The 15,688-nt window shown below is 66.4% G+C and carries 14 protein-coding genes, 1 pseudogene and 1 riboswitch; of the genes and pseudogenes, 7 read left to right on the top strand and 8 right to left on the bottom strand.

The window, feature by feature from the left end:
* Positions 1-99: 99 nt before the first annotated feature.
* Complete coding sequence (locus NF616_RS16670) at positions 100-1,782, bottom strand: fatty acid--CoA ligase (RefSeq protein WP_252274417.1); 1,683 nt, start codon at positions 1,780-1,782, stop codon at positions 100-102.
* 170 nt (positions 1,783-1,952) lie between these two features.
* On the opposite strand from NF616_RS16670, the gene NF616_RS16665 reads away from it, so the two are divergent.
* Positions 1,953-3,128, top strand: coding sequence for a thiolase family protein (locus NF616_RS16665; protein ID WP_252274416.1), 1,176 nt, complete (start codon positions 1,953-1,955; stop codon positions 3,126-3,128).
* Positions 3,129-3,182: 54 nt separating this feature from the next.
* Here the strand turns inward: NF616_RS16665 and NF616_RS16660 are convergent, their stop codons facing one another.
* Entirely contained in the window at positions 3,183-3,812 is a 630-nt protein-coding gene (locus NF616_RS16660) for a LysE family transporter (RefSeq protein ID WP_252274415.1), read from the bottom strand.
* An 80-nt stretch (positions 3,813-3,892) separates the two neighbouring features.
* Between NF616_RS16660 and NF616_RS16655 the strand changes: the two genes are divergently transcribed.
* The 4 genes from NF616_RS16655 to NF616_RS16640 all read left to right on the top strand — a co-directional run bounded on the left by NF616_RS16655 (position 3,893) and on the right by NF616_RS16640 (position 7,263).
* On the top strand, positions 3,893-4,861 hold the full coding sequence (locus NF616_RS16655) for a 2-hydroxyacid dehydrogenase (RefSeq protein ID WP_252274414.1): 969 nt from the start codon (positions 3,893-3,895) through the stop codon (positions 4,859-4,861).
* A 30-nt stretch (positions 4,862-4,891) separates the two neighbouring features.
* Entirely contained in the window at positions 4,892-5,890 is a 999-nt protein-coding gene (locus NF616_RS16650; RefSeq protein WP_252274413.1) for a methyltransferase, read from the top strand.
* A gap of 33 nt (positions 5,891-5,923) precedes the next feature.
* A riboswitch (yybP-ykoY riboswitch) is annotated at positions 5,924-6,037 on the top strand.
* Positions 6,038-6,128: 91 nt separating this feature from the next.
* Positions 6,129-6,710 carry a TMEM165/GDT1 family protein gene (locus NF616_RS16645; protein WP_252274534.1) on the top strand — a complete coding sequence of 194 codons (582 nt, stop codon included), beginning with the start codon at positions 6,129-6,131 and terminating at the stop codon, positions 6,708-6,710.
* A 109-nt stretch (positions 6,711-6,819) separates the two neighbouring features.
* A complete protein-coding gene (locus NF616_RS16640; RefSeq protein ID WP_252274412.1) occupies positions 6,820-7,263 on the top strand; it encodes an ester cyclase in 444 nt (147 codons plus the stop codon).
* 34 nt (positions 7,264-7,297) lie between these two features.
* Here NF616_RS16640 and NF616_RS16635 read toward each other — a convergent pair whose 3' ends face one another.
* The gene (locus tag NF616_RS16635; RefSeq protein ID WP_252274411.1) at positions 7,298-8,113 is read right to left on the bottom strand and encodes a M48 family metallopeptidase; all 816 of its coding nucleotides are present in this window, start codon (positions 8,111-8,113) and stop codon (positions 7,298-7,300) included.
* Positions 8,114-8,305: 192 nt separating this feature from the next.
* Between NF616_RS16635 and NF616_RS21455 the strand changes: the two are divergent.
* A pseudogene (locus NF616_RS21455) lies at positions 8,306-9,580 on the top strand (methyl-accepting chemotaxis protein); the annotation flags it as partial.
* 15 nt (positions 9,581-9,595) lie between these two features.
* The gene (locus tag NF616_RS21450; protein WP_434091902.1) at positions 9,596-10,438 is read left to right on the top strand and encodes a methyl-accepting chemotaxis protein; all 843 of its coding nucleotides are present in this window, start codon (positions 9,596-9,598) and stop codon (positions 10,436-10,438) included.
* Between the two features lie 111 nt (positions 10,439-10,549).
* Here NF616_RS21450 and ispD read toward each other — a convergent pair whose 3' ends face one another.
* From ispD to pyrG, 5 genes are all read right to left on the bottom strand, one after another.
* Positions 10,550-11,254, bottom strand: a complete 705-nt coding sequence (ispD, locus tag NF616_RS16625) for a 2-C-methyl-D-erythritol 4-phosphate cytidylyltransferase (protein ID WP_252274409.1) — start codon at positions 11,252-11,254, stop codon at positions 10,550-10,552.
* Positions 11,251-11,532 carry a septum formation initiator family protein gene (locus NF616_RS16620; RefSeq protein ID WP_252274408.1) on the bottom strand — a complete coding sequence of 94 codons (282 nt, stop codon included), beginning with the start codon at positions 11,530-11,532 and terminating at the stop codon, positions 11,251-11,253. Before NF616_RS16620 ends, ispD begins: the two co-directional genes overlap by 4 nt.
* A 60-nt stretch (positions 11,533-11,592) precedes the next feature.
* The gene (gene eno, locus NF616_RS16615; protein ID WP_252274407.1) at positions 11,593-12,882 is read right to left on the bottom strand and encodes a phosphopyruvate hydratase; all 1,290 of its coding nucleotides are present in this window, start codon (positions 12,880-12,882) and stop codon (positions 11,593-11,595) included.
* 72 nt (positions 12,883-12,954) lie between these two features.
* A complete protein-coding gene (gene kdsA / locus NF616_RS16610; protein ID WP_252274406.1) occupies positions 12,955-13,800 on the bottom strand; it encodes a 3-deoxy-8-phosphooctulonate synthase in 846 nt (281 codons plus the stop codon).
* A gap of 153 nt (positions 13,801-13,953) precedes the next feature.
* On the bottom strand, positions 13,954-15,582 hold the full coding sequence (gene pyrG / locus NF616_RS16605) for a CTP synthase (RefSeq protein WP_252274405.1): 1,629 nt from the start codon (positions 15,580-15,582) through the stop codon (positions 13,954-13,956).
* Positions 15,583-15,688: the final 106 nt, after the last annotated feature.

The raw sequence follows: 15,688 nt of genomic DNA, 5'->3' as shown, positions 1-15,688 counted from the left end.
GCGATGCGAGCCGGCCGGATTCTTCTCGCGACAGCAATTTACAAGCCAAGCGTTTGCTCGGACGAGTCGCCAAAAGCGCCCCGCCCCCGCCTTCAGGGCTCAGAGCGTAGACAGAAATGCACTGCCCGCCGCCTGCCACTGGGCGATGTCCAGACGAATTCGTTTCTTGTCCAGCTTACCCACACTGGTTTTGGGAATATCGGTAACAACCGCGATCTGACTGGGTATGGCCCACTTGTTGATGCAGCCTTGCTCGACATAGGGCTTGAGGTGTTCCTTGAGCACCTTGGCATCCAGGTTCTGCCCCTCACGCAGAACCAGCAGGGCAAAGGGTCGCTCTCCCCACTGCGGGTCGGGAATGCCGACCACCGCCACTTCGCGTACGGCCGGGTGGCGACTGATCAGGTCCTCCAGTTCCAGGGAAGACAGCCATTCGCCGCCGGTCTTGATCACGTCCTTGATGCGGTCGCGGATATCGATGTAGCCGAAGTCGTCCAGAGTGGCGACGTCGCCGGTGTGCAGCCAGCCGCGCTCCCACAACTCGGCGCTCTTCTGCGGCTCGTTGAAGTATCCCATGGTCAGCCAGGGCGCGCGCAGCACCAGCTCGCCCTGGGTCTCGCCGTCGGCTGGCAGCAGCTGGCCGTCCAGCCCCATCAACGCGGCCTCGACCAGCGGCACCGGCACGCCGGCCTTGATCCGGTAGGTGACACGCTCGTCCTCGCTGCCGGCCTTGAGCTCCTCGTTGATGTGCGCACAGGAGATCAGCGGACAGGTTTCGGACATCCCATAGGCGGCCGTGAGCTGGATGCCGCGCGCCTTCGACGCCTCGTACAGGGCGCGGTTGAGCGCGCTGCCACCAATGATCACCTTGAGGCCGCCGAAGTCGTAGCCCTGGGCCCCGGGCGCGTTGAGCATCATCTGCAGGATGGTCGGCACGCAGTGGGAGAAGGTCACCTTTTCCTCACGGATCAGTCGGCACAGCATGTCCGGCTCGTAGCGGCCCGGGTAGACCTGCTTGACCCCCATCATGGTGGCGACGTAGGGAATGCCCCACGCGTGAACGTGGAACATCGGGGTGATCGGCATGTACACGTCGTCGGTACCGAGCAGGCGCACGCTGTCCAGGCTGCCCAGCACGCTGGCCTCGGCCAAGGTGTGCAGCACCAGCTGGCGATGGGTGAAGTAGACGCCCTTAGGATTGCCGGTCGTACCGGTGGTGTAGAAGGTGGTGGCCACCGAATTCTCGTCGAAGTCCTCGAAGTCGTAGCGGGTGCTCGCCGCGGCCAGCAGGCTCTCGTACTCGCCCACCAGATCGGGCAGCCCGGCGGTCTTTTCCGGGCCGTCGGTGAGCAGGAGGGTCTTCTGCACCGTGGTCAGCTGGGCCTCGATGCTCTTGTAGAGCGGCACGAACTCGCTGTTGACCAGCACGAAGCGGTCCTCGGCGTGGTTCATGGTGTAGAGGATCTGGTCGGCGGACAGGCGGATATTGATGGTGTGCAGCACCGCACCGATCATCGGGATGGCGAACATGCATTCCAGGTACCGGTGGCTGTCCCAGTCCATCACCGCCACGGTGTCACCGGCCTTCACGCCCGCCTCGCTCAGCACGTTAGCCAGGCGCGCCACGCGCTCGTTGAAGGTGGCGTAGCTGTAGCGCATCTGGTCGCGGTAGACGATCTCGCGGGTCTTCTCGTAACGGCTGCCGGAGAGCAGCAGGCGCTTGATCAGCAGCGGAGCCTGGTTGGCGTTTTCGGTTGGCGGGATGACGCGGGTCTTCAGCATGGCGGTAACCTGTTCTTGGATTTTTTCTTCGCCGCCAATCTAGAGCCGCTCTGGCCCGGACTTAATCAACCCAAAGAATGATTTTCGCGTGACCCTTTGGCCACTTTTGGTCACGCAGTAGAATCGGCTCATACCTGCCGTTCCGGCTTCACTCTCCAGAGGTAACACCGATGTCCGATATCGTCATCGTCAGCGGCGCCCGCACCCCCATGGGCGGCTTCCAGGGCAGCCTGTCCAGCGTTCCGGCCGTGGAGCTGGGCGCCGCCGCCATCCGCGAGGCCGTGGTCCGTGCCGGCATCGCGCCGGCCGATGTGCAGGAAGTGATCATGGGCTGCGTGCTGCCCGCCGGTCTCAAGCAGGGCCCTGCGCGGCAGGCCTCGCTGAATGCCGGCCTGCCGTCCGCCACCGGCTGCACCACCATCAACAAGCTCTGTGGCTCGGGCATGAAGGCCGTGATGCAGGCATTCGACGCGCTCAAGGCCGGCAGCAACGAAGTGATGGTCGCCGGCGGCATGGAGAGCATGTCTAACGCGCCCTACATCATCGAGAAAGCCCGCACCGGCCTGCGCATGGGCCATGGCGAAATCAAGGACCACATGTTCTTTGACGGCCTGGAAGACGCCCGCACCGGCCGTCTGATGGGCTCCTTCGCCCAGGAAACCGCAGACAAGTACGGCATCACCCGCGAGGAGATGGACGCCTACGCCATCGAGTCGCTCAAGCGCGCCCAGGCCGCCATCCAGAGCGGCGAGCTGGCCAGCGAGATCGTTCCGGTCACCGTCACCAGCCGCAAGGGCGAGGTCGTGGTGAAGGATGACGAGCAGCCGCTGACCGCCAACCTGGACAAGATCCCCGGCCTCAAGCCGGCGTTCAAGAAGGACGGCACCATCACCGCCGCCAACGCCAGCTCGATCTCCGACGGCGCCAGCGCCCTGGTCCTGATGACGGCCGAGGAAGCCGCCAAACGCGGTCTCAAGCCGCTGGCCAGGATCGTCGCCCACGCCACCCAGAGCCAGGACCCGAGCGAGTTCACCCTCGCGCCGATCGGCGCCATGAGCAACCTGCTCAAGAAGACCGGCTGGAGCAAGGACGACGTCGACCTGTACGAGATCAACGAAGCCTTCGCCATGGTCACCATGCTGGCCATGCGTGAGCATGGCCTGGACCACGCCAAGGTCAACGTCTACGGCGGCGCCTGCGCCCAGGGCCATCCGGTCGGCTCCACCGGTTCGCGCCTGATCGTTACCCTGATCAACGCCCTGCGTAACAAGGGCGGCAAGCGCGGCGTGGCCTCGCTGTGCATCGGCGGCGGCGAAGCCACTGCCGTGGCCATCGAGCTGCTGTAACCGGCGCGCAAATGAAAAGCCCCGCCTAGGCGGGGCTTTTTCATGGACGACTGTTTATCGCAACTCGGTAAAGGCCAGCTTGATCCCCAGCCCCACCAGCACCGCCCCCATCAGCCGGTCGAACCAGTGGCCCATGCGCGCGAAACCGGCGCGCACCCGGCGCTGGCTGAACAGCAGCGCCACCAGGCAGAACCAGATCGCCGTGGCGAAGGCCAGGTACACCCCGTAACCGGCCTGCACCGCCAGCGGCGTGTGCGGATTGATCACTACGGTGAACAGCGAGAGGAAGAACAGCGTGGCCTTGGGGTTCAGGCCGTTGGTGACGAAACCGGTCATGAAGGCGCCGCGCGGCGAGCGCTCGACGCCGTCACCGGCCACCTCTAGGCTGCCCGGCGCCGCCGGCTTGGCACGCAGGGCCTTGATGCCGATGTAGAACAGGTAGGCCGCCGCCAGCCACTTCAGCGCATTGAACAGCATGATCGACTGCGACACGATCAGGCCGATCCCCAGCAGCGAATAGGCCACATGGACGAAGATGCCGGTGCCCACGCCCAGCGCCGTCCAGGTGCCGGCGCGGCGCCCATGGGCCACGCTCTCGCGCACGACGATGGCGAAGTCCGGCCCCGGGCTGGCTACGGCCAGCAGGTGGATCAGCGCCACGGTGAGAAATTCCGCCCAGTACATGCGACCTCCGGGGGGTGGGAATCGGGGAAACAGGCTGGCAACCTTACGCCTGTCCTCCGTATTCGCAACAGGTACAGCTGATGAGCAACAGCCCTCGCGCGGTCTTCCTCGACCACGCCTCCCTCGACCTCGGCGATCTCGACCTGGCCCCGCTGCGCCAGGTGTTCGGCGCACTCGTGCTGCATGACGCGTCAACCGCCGAACAGGCCGCCGAGCGGCTGCGCGGCGCTCAGGTGGCGATCAGCAACAAGGTGCGCCTGGACGCCGCCACTCTGGCCGCGTGCCCCGAGCTCAAGCTGATCCTGGTGGCCGCCACCGGCACCAACAACGTCGACCTGGCCGCCGCCCGCGAGCACGGCATCACCGTCGCCAACTGCCGCGGCTACGGCACCGCCTCGGTGGCCCAGCACACCCTGATGCTGCTGCTCGCCCTGGCCACCCGCCTGCCGGACTACCAGGCCGCGATCCGCGACGGCGCCTGGCAGCGCGCCAGCCAGTTCTGCCTGCTGGACTTCCCCATCGTCGAGCTGGAGGGCAAGACCCTCGGCCTGCTCGGCCATGGCGAGCTGGGCGGCGCCGTGGCGCGCCTGGCCGAAGCTCTGGGCATGCGCGTGCTGCTCGGCGCCCTGCCCGGCCGGCCGCCGCGCGCCGATCGCCTGCCGCTGGCCGAGCTGCTGCCGCAGGTGGACGCCCTGACCCTGCACTGCCCGCTGACCGAGCAGACCCGCAACCTGATCGGCGCCGCCGAGCTGGCGCTGATGAAGCCACACGCATTGCTAGTCAACACCGCGCGTGGCGGCCTGGTCGACGAACAGACCCTGGCCGACGCCCTGCGCGCCGGCCAGCTGGGCGGCGCCGCATTCGACGTGCTCAGCGAGGAACCACCGCGTAACGGCAACCCGCTGCTGGCGCCGGACATTCCGCGCCTGATCGTCACCCCGCACAACGCCTGGGGCAGCCGCGAGTCGCGCCAGCGCATGATCGGCCAGCTGGCCGAGAACGCCGCGGCCTTCTTCGCCGGCGCTCCCATCCGGGTGGTCAGCGGGTAAACTACGCGCCCTTTTCGCCCGGAGATCGCCATGGACCCACGAAGCGAGGTGCTGCTGCGCCAGGCCGAGCTGTTCCAGGGCGACCTGCTGCTCGCCGGCCTGCCCGCCGACGACCTGCTCGGCCAGCTGCCGCGCGCCCAGGGCTGGAGCTGGCATGCCGGCGAGCAGAACGCCCTGAAGGCGCGCTTCGCCGGCCGCAGCCGTTTCGGCACCCGCGCGCCCGATCACGCCTTCGACAGCGCGGTGCTGTTCCTGCCCAAGTCCCGCGAGCTCACCGACTACCTGCTGCAGGCCCTGGCCGCGCGCCTGGCCGGCCGCGAGCTGTACCTGGTCGGCGAGAAGCGCGGCGGCATCGAACGCGCCGCCAAGCAACTGGCCGTCTATGGCAAGCCGCGCAAGCTGGACAGCGCGCGCCACTGCCAGCTGTGGCAGGTGACGGTGGACAACGCACCCGCAGCTCCCGATCTACATGCGCTGGCCCAACGCTTCGAGCTGGATCTGGCAGACGGCCCGTTGCAAGTGCTCAGCCTGCCCGGCGTGTTCAGCCACGGTCGCCTGGATCGCGGCAGCGCCCTGCTGCTGGAGCAGCTGGACGGCCTGCCGCAAGGTCACCTGCTCGACTTCGGCTGTGGCGCCGGCGTGCTCGGCTCCGTGCTCAAGCGCCGCTATCCGCAGAGCCAGCTGACCCTGCTCGACGTCGACGCCTTCGCCGTCGAGAGCAGCCGCCTGACCCTGGCCGCCAACGGCCTGGGCGCCGAGGTGATCGCCGGCGACGGCATCGACGCGGCGCCCACCGGCCTCGCCGCCATCGTCAGCAACCCGCCCTTCCACACCGGCGTGCACACCGACTACCAGGCCAGCGAGCACCTGCTGCGCCAGGCCGCCCGTCATCTGATCAAGGGCGGCGAGCTGCGTCTGGTGGCCAACAGCTTCCTCAAATACCCGCCGCTGATCGAGCAGCACCTGGGCCCGTGCAAGACGCTGAACGAGGCCGAGGGTTTTCGCATCTACCGCGCCGTTCGCCCCTGAGGGTTGCCACCGACGGCTCGCTTGGGCAGAATGCGCGCCGTCCTAGGGGAGTAGTCTCCCGTGAGCGCCAGCTCACCCGGCGTGCGTCAACACACTTGCTCCGCAGAGCATGGCGCATGCGACCCAAGGCCCGCGCGGCCTGGGTTTGACAAGACCTATGACACGCACACCTCACCCGGGGCGGGGAGGTAGTACGTGTCATAGAACAGTCAAACCCGCCCCTTAGGAACGCCTGATGCTGGAATCCCTGCTCGTCCCTACCGGAATCGTTGCCCTCGCCGAAATCGGCGACAAGACGCAGCTGCTCGCCCTGCTGCTGGCCTGCCGCTTCCGTCGCCCCTGGCCGATCATCTGGGGCATCGTCATCGCCACCCTGGCCAACCACTTCGCCGCCGGCGCCGTGGGCAACTGGGTCGCCGGCTTCTTCTCGCCGACCGCGCTGAGCTGGATACTCGCCGCCTGCTTCGCGGCGGTGGCCCTGTGGACGCTGATTCCGGACAAGCTGGACGACGACGAGGCCTCCCATCTCAAGCGCTTCGGCCCCTTCCTCACCACGCTGATCGCCTTCTTCCTCGCCGAGATGGGCGACAAGACGCAGATCGCCACGGTGATGCTCGCGGCCCAGTACCCGGACTTCCTGATGGTGGTCATCGGCACCACGCTGGGCATGCTGATCGCCAACGTGCCGGTGGTGCTGGCCGGCAACTTCGCCGCCAACCGCCTGCCGCTGGCGCTGATTCGCCGCATCGCCGCACTGGCCTTCGCCGCGCTCGCCGTGTATGCCGCCTGCCAGGCGCTGGGGCTGGTCGACGGACTCTGACCGAGCGGCGTGAACTGGCGCACAAACGGTGAGTGGCTGCTCCTGGGGCACTGGTAATCTGTGCAGCGAATTGCGCAGTGAACGATCCCAGTGCCGAAAGGAGCAGTACATGACGCTGGATGAAATGAAGAAACGCGTGCGCCAGCACATCGACCTGACCTGGAACCGGGGTCGCCTGGCGCTCGCCGAGCAGATGCACGGTGCCGACTTCCTCTACAAGAGCTCGTTCGTCGGCCACCCGCTGAGCAGCGCCGCGTTCGTGCGCATGGTTCAGGACATCCGCAGCGCCATGCCGGACATGGAAGTGGTGGTCGAGGACTGCATCGCCGAAGGCGACAAGGTGGTCACCTGGAGCACCCTGGTCGGCACCATCGAGAAGCCGGCCCTGGGCTATCCGCCCAGCGACAAGATCCTGAGCATCTCGGCCATGGCCTTCTGGACCCTGGCGCCGAACGGTGACATCCGCGAGATCTGCACCATGTTCGACATGGAGAGCTTCCGCGCCCAGCTCGGCCTGGAGACCCGCCCCTTCGCCGAGAAAGCCCTGCCCTGATACGAAAAAACGGCGCCCGTGGGCGCCGTTGTCGTTACTGCCTGGCCTGCTGGTAGAGCGGCATCACCTTGGGAATGGCCGCCTGCAGCGCCGCAATGCGACTGCCAGAGGACGGGTGGGTGCTCATGAACTCCGGCGGCGCGCCGCCACCGGCCTTGCTCATCTTCTGCCACAGGCTGATCGCCGCGTTCGGGTCGTAGCCGGCGCGTGCCGACAGCTCCAGACCGATGATGTCCGCCTCGTTCTCGTTGGAGCGGCTGTTGGGCAGAGTCATCAAGTATTCCACGCCGGTATCGGCCATCTGCCGACCGGCCTCGCCCAGGCCCAGCAGGGCCGAGCCCACCTGGGTCGCTACCTGGGTGCCGTAGGCCTTGGACATGGCCTCGCGGCTGTGCTCGCGCAGGGCGTGGGCGATCTCGTGGCCCATCACCGCGGCCAGCTCCGCGTCGGTCAGCTGCAGCTGCTCGATCAGGCCGCTGTAGACGATGATCTTGCCACCCGGGCCGCAGTTGGCGTTGAGCTCCTCGCTATCGATCAGGTTCACCTGCCAGTCCCACTGCGCGGCGTCCGGGCGGAATACCGGGGCCTGGGCGATCAGGCGCTTGGCGATGGCGTCGACGCGCTTGGCGTTCTTGCTGCTGCGATCCAGCACGCCCTTGCTCGACGCCTCGCTGAGCGTCTGCTGATAGGCCTTGGCGTACATGCTGTCGACTTCCTGAGCGGACAGCATGCTGAACATGTACTGCTTGCGCTCCACGCCCACCGCACCGCCGCTGGTGGTATTCACGGCCTGGCAGGCCGTCAGCAGGGAAAGACCGGCCACGGCCGTCAGGCGAAACAGGGTGTGCATGAGAATCCTCCGGTAATACAGGCGCCGTATCCTAGGCCGAGCCGCGTCCGCGGACAACGCTTCGGCTTGCACTCTGACCACGGCCCATCTTTGCTAGTTGCAGAGTGCGGCTAATGCTTGCGCGCCGCACAGCCGATAAGCCGATAAGCCGATAAGCCAAGGGACTGGCACAACCCGAGATGTGGAGTCCCTATGCGATTCAAGTCCATCCAGTTTTCCGTGGTGGTCCTGGCCGGTGCCAGCGTGCTGGCCGTCGTTGTGGCGCTGGTGGTCTACGCGCTGTTCGCCGGCTCGCGCACTCAGGCCCAGGTACACGAGCGCACCCAGGCGCTGCTGGAACAGGTCATCGACCAGCGTCTGGTGGCGATGGCCGAAGCCCAGGTCGGCAAGCTGCAGCGGCAGTTCCAGGCGCCCATGACGCTGGCCAAGTCGCTCGCCACGCTCAACGGCCAGATGGCGCCCGGCGCCGACGGCGCGGCGAAGGTCAGCCTGAGCCGCGAAGAGCTCTCGGAGCTGGTCTCGGTCTATCTGGAACAGAACCCCGAGTTGATCGACCTCTACATTGGCTGGGAGCCGAACGCCTTCGATCAGGACGACGATCTGTATGCCGGCCAGGAAGCCGCCGGCTACGACGCCACCGGCCGCTTCATGCCCTGGTGGTACCGCGACAACGGCCAGATCAAGGTCGCGGCGCTGAGCGCCGAGCAGATGGAGAGCGAGAAGAAGCTGCCCACCGGCGTGCGCGAGGGCGAGTATTACCTCTGCCCCAAGGCTACTAAGCAGCCCTGCGTGATCGACCCGGCCGCCTACGACTACGGCGGCAAGCAGGTGCTGGTCTCCTCGTTCAACGCGCCCATCCTGGTCGGCGGCGAGTTCAAAGGTGTGGTGGGCAACGACCTGTCGCTGGACTTTATCCAGGGCCTGCTTGGTTCCGCCAATGCCGAGCTGTACGACGGCGCCGGCGAGCTGGCGCTGATCGCCGCCAACGGCACGCTGATCGCCGCCACCAAGGACGCCTCACTGATCGGCCAGCCGGCGGCCAAGGCGCTTGACGCTGAGCTGCTGCAGCGCCTGGAACAGAGCAGCGCGGAGGCGCCGATCCTGCTCAAGAACGACGAACTGATCGAGTTGCTGCTGCCCTTCCAGGTGGCCGGCACAGCGACTCGCTGGACACTGGCCATCGTCCTGCCCACCTCCGCGGTATTCGCCGAGCTGCAGCAATTGCATGCCGGGCTGGCCGAGCAGGCCCGCAAGGACACGCTGGGCATGGCCGTGGTCGGCCTGCTGATCGCCGTACTCGGGCTGCTGGTGATCTGGTTCGTCGGCTACGGCATCGCCCGCCCGCTGCGGCAGATGGTCGGCATGCTCGACGACATCGCCAAGGGCGACGGCGACCTCACGGTGCGCCTGCAGGTGGACCGCGCCGACGAGCTGGGACAGATCGCCAACGGCTTCAACACCTTCCTCAACAAGCTACAGAGCATGATCCGCGACGTGGTCACCTCGGTGCAGAGAGTGAGCGACTCTTCCGAGCACACGGCGGACATCGCCATCCGCACCAACCAGGGCGTGCAGCGGCAGATGGCGGAGATCGATCAGGTCGCCACCGCCGTGCAGGAAATGAGCGCCACCGCCCAGGACGTGGCGCGCAACGCCACCCAGGCGGCCGAGGCGGCCCATCACGCCGACCGCTCGGCCAACGACGGCAAGCGCGTCGTCGAGGGCACCGCCAAAGCCATCTCCGCCCTGGCCGGCGAGATCGGCCGCGCGGTGGGCGTGGTGCAGAACCTGGCCAAGGACAGCGAGAACATCAACGCCATCCTAGTGGCCATCCGCGGTATTGCCGAGCAGACCAACCTGCTCGCGCTCAATGCCGCCATCGAGGCGGCGCGGGCCGGCGAGCAGGGCCGCGGCTTCGCCGTGGTGGCCGACGAGGTGCGCAACCTGGCGCAGAAGACCCAGCAGGCCACCGAAGAGATCCAGAGCATGATCCAGCAGCTGCAGCATGGCACGCGCGAGGTCGTGGGCGTGATGGAGCAGAGCCAGGCGCGCACCGACGACAGCGTGCAGCAGGCGCAGGTGGCGGCCCAGGCGCTGGAAAACATCACCCAGGCGGTGTCGGTGATCAACGACATGAACACCCAGATCGCCAGCGCCGCCGAGGAACAGAGCGCGGTGGCCGAGGACATCAACCGCAACGTCACCAACATCGGCCAGGTCGCCGCCGAGGTGGCGGGCGGCGCCGATGAGGCCAGCGGCGCCAGCGCCGAGCTGACCAAGCTGGCCGAGCAGCAGCGGCGGTTGATCAACCAGTTCCGGGTGTAAGACTGGAAAAGGCGGGATGTTAACCCCGCCTTCCAATGCATCAGACGGTAGCCCGGACTTCAGTCCGGGACTGGTGGCGGACCCCGGACTGAAGTCCGGGCTACATCGCCGTCAGACCTTGTGCGCCCAGCGCTGGCGCAGCCACTCCAGATCTTCCGGGCGGGTGATCTTCAGGTTGTCCGCCCTTCCCTCTACCAGCTTCGGCGCCTGGCCGGACCATTCCAGCGCGGAGGCCTCGTCGGTCACCGCCACACCGGCCACCAGGGCGTCGGCCAGGGCGCGGTGAAGCGCGGCGAAACGGAACATCTGCGGCGTGTAGGCCTGCCAGATCAGGCTGCGGTCGACCGTCTCGACGACCCGGCCATCGGTGCCGACGCGCTTGAGCGTGTCGCGGGCCGGCACGGCCAGCAGGCCACCGACCGGATCGTCGGCCAGTTCGCCGAGCAGCTGGTCGAGGTCGCTGCGCGCCAGGTTGGGCCGCGCGGCGTCGTGCACCAGCACCCAGTCGTCCGGCTGCGCGCCCAGCTCAAGCAGGCGCAGCAGGCCGGCCAGCACCGAGTCGGCACGTTCGGCGCCGCCTTCGGCGCGAAGGATGCGGGGATCATCGGCGCAGGGCAGCGCCGGCCACCAGGGATCGTCCGCCGCCAGGCTTAGCACCAGGCCCTTGAGCCGCGGATGATCAAGGAAACAGTGGAGGGTGTGTTCGAGGATGGTCCGCCCGGCCAGCGGCAGGTACTGCTTGGGACGGTCGGCGCGCATGCGCGAGCCGATGCCGGCCGCGGGGATCACCACCCAGAAGGCGGGAAGCTCGCTCATTCGGCCAACTGGTAGAGGGTTTCGCCCTCTTTGACCATGCCCAGCTCGTGGCGCGCGCGCTCCTCGACGGTTTCCATGCCCTTCTTCAGCTCGATCACTTCGGCCTCGAGGATGCGGTTGCGCTCGAGCAGGCGCTCGTTCTCGCCCTTCTGATCGTCGATCTCACGCTTGAGCTCGTTGACCTGGGCGAGGCTGCCCTCGCCCACCCACAGACGGTACTGCAGGCCGGCCAGGACCAGCACGAGCGCGACGAACAGCCAGTAGGGCGACTTCGACATGGATACGGGGATTTCCATATGAAAAGGGCAGCTTGCGCTGCCCCTTTTACCATTCCCGGCTTAGCCGCGGAACTCGGCGCGACCGCGGTACGGTGCCTTTCCGCCGAGCTGCTCTTCGATGCGCAGCAGCTGGTTGTACTTGGACACGCGATCCGAACGGCACAGCGAACCGGTCTTGATCTGGCCGGCGGCGGTACCTACGGCCAGGTCGGCGATGGTGCTGTCCTCGGTTTCGCCGGAGCGGTGCGAGATCACCGCGGTGAAGCCGGCGGCCTTGGCCATCTGGATGGCTTCCAGGGTTTCGGTCAGCGAGCCGATCTGGTTGAACTTGATCAGGATCGAGTTGCCGATCTTCTCGTCGATGCCGCGCTTGAGGATCTTGGTGTTGGTGACGAACAGGTCGTCGCCGACCAGCTGAACCTTGGCGCCGATCTTGTCGGTCAGCACCTTCCAGCCGGCCCAGTCGGACTCGTCCATGCCGTCTTCGATGGAGATGATCGGGTAACGCTGGGTCAGGCCGGCCAGGTAGTCGGCGAAGCCTTCGGCGCTGAACACCTTGCCCTCGCCTTCGAGGTCGTACTGGCCGTCCTTGAAGAATTCGGAGGAGGCGCAGTCCAGGGCCAGGGTGATGTCGTCGCCCAGCTTGTAACCGGCGTTGGCCACGGCCTCGGCGATGGCGGCCAGGGCATCTTCGTTGGAGGCCAGGTTCGGCGCGAAGCCGCCCTCGTCACCCACCGCGGTGTTCAGGCCACGGGCCTTCAGCACGGCTTTCAGGTGATGGAAGATCTCGGCGCCCATGCGCAGGGCGTCGGCGAAGTTCTTGGCGCCAACCGGCTGGACCATGAACTCCTGGATGTCGACGTTGTTGTCGGCGTGCTCGCCGCCGTTGATGATGTTCATCATCGGCACCGGCATGGAGTACTGGCCCGGGGTGCCGTTGAGGTCGGCGATGTGCGCGTACAGCGGCACGCCCTTGGCCTGAGCGGCGGCCTTGGCGGCGGCCAGGGACACGGCGAGGATGGCATTGGCGCCCAGCTTGCCTTTGTTCTCGGTACCGTCCAGCTCGATCATGGCCAGGTCGAGAGTCTTCTGCTCACGGGCGTCTTTGCCCAGCAGCAGGTCGCGGATCGGGCCATTGATGTTGGCCACGGCCTTGAGCACGCCCTTGCCCAGGTAACGGCTCTTGTCGCCATCGCGCAGTTCCAGCGCTTCGCGGGAACCGGTGGAAGCACCGGACGGCGCGCAGGCGCTACCGACGATACCGCCTTCGAGGATTACATCGGCTTCTACGGTGGGGTTACCACGGGAGTCGAGAACCTCGCGGCCCTTGATGTCGACGATTTTTGCCATCGCGTATAGCACTCCAAATGTTTACGGAAGGGTACGGCCATCGGGCGCGCACTTTACCGGAGAAATGGCCGATCAGGCAGTCTCGATCGGCGGGAAGCTCTTGACCAGGTCATCCAGCTGCTTGAGCTGGGACAGGAACGCCTCCAGCTTGTTCAGGCGCAGCGCGCAGGGACCGTCGCACTTGGCCTGCTCCGGCTCCGGATGGGCCTCGAGGAACAGACCGGCCAGGCCCTGGCTCATGCCGGCCTTGGCCAGGTCGGTGACCTGGGCGCGGCGGCCGCCGGCGGAGTCGGCGCGACCGCCCGGCATCTGCAGGGCATGGGTCACGTCGAAGAACACCGGGTACTCGAACTGCTTCATGATGCCGAAGCCGAGCATGTCCACCACCAGGTTGTTGTAACCGAAGGAGGAGCCACGCTCGCAGAGGATCAGTTGGTCATTACCGGCCTCTTCGCATTTGTGCAGGATGTGCTTCATCTCCTGCGGGGCGAGGAACTGGGCCTTCTTGATGTTGATCACCGCGCCGGTCTTGGCCATGGCCACCACAAGGTCGGTCTGCCGCGAAAGGAAGGCCGGCAGCTGGATAATGTCGCACACCTCCGCCACCGGGGCGGCCTGGTGCGGCTCGTGGACATCGGTGATCACCGGCACGCCGAAGGTCTTCTTCACTTCCTCGAAGATCTTCATGCCCTCTTCCAGGCCCGGGCCGCGGAAGGAGGTGACGGAGGAACGGTTGGCCTTGTCGAAGCTGGCCTTGAACACGTACGGGATGCCGAGCTTCTCGGTGACCCGTACGTACTCCTCGCAGGCCTGCATGGCCAGGTCGCGCGACTCCAGCACGTTGATGCCGCCGAACAGGACGAACGGCTTGTCGTTGGCGATCTCGATGCCGCCGACCTTGATGATCTTCTGAGCCATATACCTTTCCTTAGAGTCTGTTCATGCTCTCGCGAGCTAGAGCCATGCAAGGCGAAAACAGGTGAGGAAGCGCAGTTTACCGAGAGTAAATGAGCATTCCGAGCCTGTTTTCAACGCAGCAGGGCCGACGCGCAGCAGAGCATGGACTGACTCTTATGCCTTGCCGGCCTGTTTCAGAGCTGCCTTGACGAAGCCGCTGAACAGCGGATGGCCGTCGCGCGGGGTGGAGGTGAATTCCGGGTGGAACTGGCAGGCGACGAACCACGGGTGGTCCGGGGCCTCGACCACTTCCACCAGGGCACCGTCGGCGGAACGACCGCTGACCTTGAGGCCGCCGGCCTCCAGTTGCGGCAGCAGGTTGTTGTTCACCTCGTAGCGGTGGCGATGGCGCTCGACGATCACGTCCTGGCCGTAGCACTCGCGCACGTTGGAGCCGGCCATCAGCTGGCAGTCCTGGGCGCCCAGACGCATGGTGCCGCCCAGGTCGGAGGCCTCGGTGCGGATCTCGGTGGCGCCGGTCGCGTCCTGCCACTCGGTGATCAGGCCGACCACCGGATAGCCGCTCTTGGCGTCGAATTCGGTGGAGTTGGCGTCGCTCCAGCCCAGCACATTGCGGGCGTATTCGATCACCGCCACCTGCATGCCGAGACAGATGCCCAGGTAGGGGATCTTGTTCTCGCGGGCGTACTGCACGGTCTTGATCTTGCCTTCCACGCCACGCAGGCCGAAGCCGCCGGGCACCAGGATGGCGTCGACGCCCTCCAGCTTGGCGGTGCCCTCGTTCTCGATCTCTTCGGAGTCGATGTAGCGCAGATTGACCTTGGTGCGGTGCTGGATGCCGGCGTGGCCCATGGCCTCGATCAGCGACTTGTAGGCATCGAGCAGCTCCATGTACTTGCCGACCATGGCGATGGTGACTTCGCGCTCGGGGTTGAGCTTGGCGTCCACCACGCGGTCCCACTCGGACAGATCGGCCGGGTTGCACTGCAGGCCGAAGCGCTCGACGACGATGTCGTCCACACCCTGTGCGTGCAGCACCGAAGGAATGCGGTAGATAGTGTCGACGTCTTCCAGGGCGATCACCGCGCGCTCTTCCACGTTGGTGAACAGCGCGATCTTGCGGCGCGAGGCCAGGTCGATCTCATGGTCGGAGCGGCACACCAGCACGTCCGGCTGCACACCGATGGAACGCAGTTCCTTGACCGAGTGCTGAGTCGGCTTGGTCTTGGTCTCGCCGGCGGTGGCGATGTACGGCACCAGGGTCAGGTGCATGAACATGGCGCGCTTGGCGCCCAGCTCGACGCGCAGCTGACGGGCCGCCTCGAGGAACGGCTGGGACTCGATATCGCCCACGGTGCCGCCAATCTCGACCATCGCCACGTCGGCGTCGCCGGCGCCCTTGATGACACGGCGCTTGATCTCGTCGGTGATGTGCGGGATCACCTGGATGGTGGCGCCCAGGTAGTCACCACGGCGCTCCTTGCGCAGCACGTGCTCGTAGACACGGCCGGTGGTGAAGTTGTTGTCCTGGGTCATGGTGGTGCGGATGAACCGCTCGTAGTGGCCCAGGTCGAGGTCGGTCTCGGCGCCATCTTGGGTGACGAACACCTCACCGTGCTGGAACGGGCTCATGGTGCCCGGATCGACGTTGATGTAGGGGTCCAGCTTGAGCATCGTGACCTTCAGGCCCCGCGCCTCCAGGATGGCCGCCAAGGAAGCCGAGGCGATGCCTTTCCCCAATGAAGAAACAACACCACCCGTGACGAAGATGTAGCGCGTCATGAAAAGTCCTAGAAGTCTGTGTTCAAGCGGTCGGGGCCGCCGGGGTAAGAGCGCAGGCCGGCCTTGGCCAACCTGAATAAAGCAAGCCGCTGCGGGTTCCGAAGGA

The organism is Pseudomonas subflava, from assembly GCF_023823685.1.
GTDB classification, from domain to species: Bacteria; Pseudomonadota; Gammaproteobacteria; order Pseudomonadales; family Pseudomonadaceae; genus Aquipseudomonas; species Aquipseudomonas subflava.
Note: the sequence above shows the minus strand (reverse complement) of the source record. Positions and strands in the feature narration are given on the sequence as shown.

What these genes read in the sequence shown, in the direction of transcription:
- NF616_RS16670 (WP_252274417.1), bottom strand. Translation starts at nt 1,782, where the DNA reads ATGCTGAAGACCCGCGTCATCCCGCCAACCGAAAACGCCAACCAGGCT.
- NF616_RS16665 (WP_252274416.1), top strand. Translation starts at nt 1,953, where the DNA reads ATGTCCGATATCGTCATCGTCAGCGGCGCCCGCACCCCCATGGGCGGC.
- NF616_RS16660 (WP_252274415.1), bottom strand. Translation starts at nt 3,812, where the DNA reads ATGTACTGGGCGGAATTTCTCACCGTGGCGCTGATCCACCTGCTGGCC.
- NF616_RS16655 (WP_252274414.1), top strand. Translation starts at nt 3,893, where the DNA reads ATGAGCAACAGCCCTCGCGCGGTCTTCCTCGACCACGCCTCCCTCGAC.
- NF616_RS16650 (WP_252274413.1), top strand. Translation starts at nt 4,892, where the DNA reads ATGGACCCACGAAGCGAGGTGCTGCTGCGCCAGGCCGAGCTGTTCCAG.
- NF616_RS16640 (WP_252274412.1), top strand. Translation starts at nt 6,820, where the DNA reads ATGACGCTGGATGAAATGAAGAAACGCGTGCGCCAGCACATCGACCTG.
- NF616_RS16635 (WP_252274411.1), bottom strand. Translation starts at nt 8,113, where the DNA reads ATGCACACCCTGTTTCGCCTGACGGCCGTGGCCGGTCTTTCCCTGCTG.
- NF616_RS21450 (WP_434091902.1), top strand. Translation starts at nt 9,596, where the DNA reads ATGATCCGCGACGTGGTCACCTCGGTGCAGAGAGTGAGCGACTCTTCC.
- ispD (WP_252274409.1), bottom strand. Translation starts at nt 11,254, where the DNA reads ATGAGCGAGCTTCCCGCCTTCTGGGTGGTGATCCCCGCGGCCGGCATC.
- NF616_RS16620 (WP_252274408.1), bottom strand. Translation starts at nt 11,532, where the DNA reads ATGTCGAAGTCGCCCTACTGGCTGTTCGTCGCGCTCGTGCTGGTCCTG.
- eno (WP_252274407.1), bottom strand. Translation starts at nt 12,882, where the DNA reads ATGGCAAAAATCGTCGACATCAAGGGCCGCGAGGTTCTCGACTCCCGT.
- kdsA (WP_252274406.1), bottom strand. Translation starts at nt 13,800, where the DNA reads ATGGCTCAGAAGATCATCAAGGTCGGCGGCATCGAGATCGCCAACGAC.
- pyrG (WP_252274405.1), bottom strand. Translation starts at nt 15,582, where the DNA reads ATGACGCGCTACATCTTCGTCACGGGTGGTGTTGTTTCTTCATTGGGG.